Annotated in this window: 3 protein-coding genes; 2 read left to right on the forward strand and 1 reads right to left on the reverse strand. The window is 69.7% G+C overall.

Annotated elements, in window-relative coordinates; all coding sequences use genetic code 11:
• Nucleotides 1-301: 301 nt before the first annotated feature.
• On the reverse strand, nucleotides 302-1,072 hold the full coding sequence (locus VF697_RS31505; protein ID WP_331100765.1) for a hypothetical protein: 771 nt from the start codon (nucleotides 1,070-1,072) through the stop codon (nucleotides 302-304).
• A gap of 394 nt (nucleotides 1,073-1,466) precedes the next feature.
• Between VF697_RS31505 and VF697_RS31510 the strand changes: the two genes are divergently transcribed.
• Entirely contained in the window at nucleotides 1,467-2,513 is a 1,047-nt protein-coding gene (locus VF697_RS31510; protein WP_331100767.1) for a sulfate ABC transporter substrate-binding protein, read from the forward strand.
• Between the two features lie 15 nt (nucleotides 2,514-2,528).
• Nucleotides 2,529-3,380: a sulfate ABC transporter permease subunit CysT gene (gene cysT, locus VF697_RS31515; RefSeq protein WP_331100768.1), complete on the forward strand. Its 852-nt coding sequence runs from the start codon at nucleotides 2,529-2,531 to the stop codon at nucleotides 3,378-3,380.
• Nucleotides 3,381-3,519: the final 139 nt, after the last annotated feature.

A 3,519-nucleotide genomic window follows, 5' to 3' on the forward strand; every position in this document is an offset into this window, starting at 1 on the left:
TGCCGCACCAGCACCATCCGCGTCACACCCTTCGGCAGTCTCCAGTCCATCGCGCTCACCCCTCCCCCACCCCGAGCCGCACCACGAACACCCGCACTTCGCAGACCTTTGTGTCCGCTCCCATCTTCTCTCCCGTAATCCCCCCAAGCTTTTTCAGGCACCCCGTGCCCTGGAGCGCCAACGCTCCGATAGGGATTCGGCCGAGGAATGCGCTGCCGGCGAAGGGTGCCTCATAGAAGGAGGCGCCTCATGCCATGTTTTGGCCCGGAAGGCACCAGCACTCGGCGTCAGGGACGGGCCCTCAGAGCCTCCCGGCCACCTGCGCGGACACCGTCGACCAGACCTGCGTCAGAGCGGCGTCGAGCCGCTCCCAGGGCACCCACCGCCCCGCCAGCAGCCCGAGTACGATACCTAACACTAGAAGGCGGCCGCCCCGCTCGCGCCCACGCGCCCGAGCGGCCAGACCCCTCGGCGCCGACGCCTGGGCCTGCTCCGGTGCGGCCAGCTGCTCGTCCAGCACGAGCACCCGCACCTTGATGCCACCCGAGATGAGGGCATCCACCAGGTCCTCCAGGAAGCGCTCGTAGTGATCCGGGGACAGGTCCAGCTCCACGCCATGGTGGGACTCGTAGCGACGGGCCACCGACGCGTAGCTGCGCAGCTGCGCCTCCCCTTTCGAGGTGTCCACCCAGCCGCAGATGATCGAGGGCGCCGAGCCCTCCCGTGCCACCAGCGAGATGGGCTGCCGGGCCAGACGGCCTCCCGCCGTGCTGGGGCCCTCGGGCTCGTCGACGCGCAGCACCCGGTACGGCGACCGGCCGAAGAAGCGCCGCGAGAACTTGTCCCGCAAGAGGTCCGCGATCAGGAACGCCCGGGACGAGAACGCCGTGAGCAGCGGCTCCGCCTCCTCCGTCCGGGGCTTCATCAGCTCGCCCGTCGGATCATCATCGAGCGGCGCCAGGCGCGTCTGATCCGTCAGGGGCGCGCCCCAGGACGACTCCGCCTCGTCCTCTTCCAGGGAGGAGAAGTCGAGCACCCTCGCGCGCCCGAGGTTCTTCTGCCTGTCCGCCATGCACAGCTCCCTTCCACGGTTGCGAGCGCGACAGGATACCGGCCTTCGGCCCCTCCTCGCGACAGGCCTTCGATCCAAGCATTGCCTGCCACACAAGTGAACCGCCTGGGGGTCCCTCCGCCATAGCGGACATCCGTCATAACGGAGGTTCCGCTTGACAAACGGATGCGCCCCGGGCACCTTGTGTCTCGTTCATGCCCCCGCCCCGCCCACAGCCCAGGATGGTTTGTCGCTGTTGGCACCCGGGTGTGGGCGCTCGCCCGCCGGAAGCCTGAGCGCTGACGGCCGCGTGTTCTGGAGAGCCCACCTACCCGCGAGGGACGGTGGGCTTTCGAGCCTCATGGGCCTGAAGCACCCCGGTACCTCGCGGTCACCTCATTGCCCGAGGTACCGAATGAAGTCGCTGCACCGTCGCACCACCGCCGCGCTGCTGACCGTGTTGCTGTCCGTCGTGCCCGCGCTCGGCGGCTGCTCGAAGCCGGCCACCGCCCAGGGCGAGCCCATCACCCTGCTCAACGTCTCGTACGACCCGACGCGCGAGCTCTACACGGACCTCAACGCCGCCTTCACCAGGCAGTGGGAGGCGAAGAGCGGGACGCCGCTCACCATCAAGCAGTCCCACGGCGGCTCCGGCAAGCAGGCGCGCGCCGTCATCGACGGGCTGGACGCGGACGTCGTCACGCTGGCGCTCGCGTACGACATCGACATGCTGCACGACAAGGCCCAGCTCCTGCCCGCGGGCTGGCAGTCGCGGCTGCCCCACAACAGCTCGCCGTACACCTCCACCATCGTCTTCGTGGTGCGCAAGGGCAACCCCCAGGGCATCCGCGACTGGGAGGATCTGCTCCGGCCCGGCATCTCCATCATCACCCCCAACCCCAAGACCTCGGGCGGGGCGCGCTGGAACTACCTGGCCGCCTGGGGCTACGCGAAGCGCAAGGCCGGCGGTGACGAGGAGAAGGCGCGCGAGTTCGTCTCCAACCTCTTCAAGAACGTGCCCGTGCTGGACTCGGGGGCGCGCGGCGCCACCACCACCTTCGCCGAGCGCGGCATCGGGGACGTGCTCATCGCCTGGGAGAACGAGGCCTTCCTGCTCACGCAGGAGGTGGGCAGGGACCAGTTCGAGATCATCGTCCCCTCGGTGAGCATCCTCGCCGAGCCGCCCGTGGCCCTCGTGGACAAGAACGTGGACCGCAAGGGCACGCGCGCCGCGGCCGAGGCCTACCTCCAGTTCATCTACTCCGAGGAGGGCCAGGAGATTGCCGCGAAGCACTACTTCCGGCCCCGCTCCCAGACGGTCGCCGCCAAGCACGCCAGCCGCTTCCCCACCGTGAGCCTCTTCACCATCGCCGACGTCTTCGGGGGCTGGAAGCAGGCGCAGAAGGCGCACTTCGACGACGGCGGCGCCTTCGACCGCCTCTACGTCCCCAAGGCGCGGTAGCCCGGGAGCCACCTCATGCAGACGAGCGCACGCCGCCGTGTCCTGCCGGGCTTCGGGCTGACCCTGGGGCTCAGCTGGCTGTACCTGGGCCTCATCGTCCTCCTGCCGCTGTCCGGCCTCTTCCTCAAGACGTTCACCCTCACCTGGGCCCAGTTCTGGGAGACGGTGGCCTCGCCGCGCGTGCTCGCCGCGTACCAGCTCAGCTTCGGCACGGCCTTCGTCGCCGCGCTCGTCAACGCCGTCTTCGGGCTGCTCGTGGCCTGGGTGCTGGTGCGCTACCGCTTCCCGGGCCGCGGCCTCGTGGACGCGCTGGTGGACCTGCCCTTCGCCCTCCCCACCGCCGTGGCCGGGCTCACCCTCACCACCCTCTACTCCCACAACGGGTGGTACGGGCGGTACCTGGAGGCGCTCGGGCTCAAGGTGGCCTTCACGCCGCTGGGCATCGTGGTGGCGCTCACCTTCATCGGGCTGCCCTTCGTGGTGCGCACCGTGCAGCCCGTGCTCGAGGAGATCGACGCGGACGTGGAGGAGGCCGCCGCCACGCTCGGGGCCACGCCCTGGCGGACCTTCACCCATGTCCTCTTCCCCAGCGTGCTGCCCGCGCTGCTCAGCGGCTTCACCCTGTCGTTCGCCCGGGCCATCGGCGAGTACGGCTCCGTCATCTTCATCTCCGGCAACATGCCCATGCGCACGGAGATCGCCCCGCTGCTCATCATCACCCGGCTGGAGCAGTACGACTACGCCGGCGCGACGGCCATCGCGGCGACGATGCTGGTGTTCTCCTTCTTGCTGCTGCTCGCCATCAACGGCCTGCAGGCGTGGAGCGCGAAGACGCGCGGCGTCGGCGCAGGCCGGGGGCGCAAATGAGCGGGGCGGTGGCCCTGGTCGCGCCCAAGCCGCCGGCGCAGGCGGTGCGTTTCGAATCGAACCCGGCGACGCGCGAATCGCCGTGGGTCAGGCGGCTGATTCTTTCCCTCGCGCTCGGCTTCTTCGCGCTGTTCCTGTT

The sequence above is a fragment of the Archangium sp. genome (genome assembly GCF_036388035.1).
Lineage (GTDB): Bacteria > Myxococcota > Myxococcia > Myxococcales > Myxococcaceae > Archangium.

Coding starts and splice junctions, on each gene's coding strand:
- VF697_RS31505 (WP_331100765.1), bottom strand. CDS start 1,072: ATGGCGGACAGGCAGAAGAACCTCGGGCGCGCGAGGGTGCTCGACTTC.
- VF697_RS31510 (WP_331100767.1), top strand. CDS start 1,467: ATGAAGTCGCTGCACCGTCGCACCACCGCCGCGCTGCTGACCGTGTTG.
- cysT (WP_331100768.1), top strand. CDS start 2,529: ATGCAGACGAGCGCACGCCGCCGTGTCCTGCCGGGCTTCGGGCTGACC.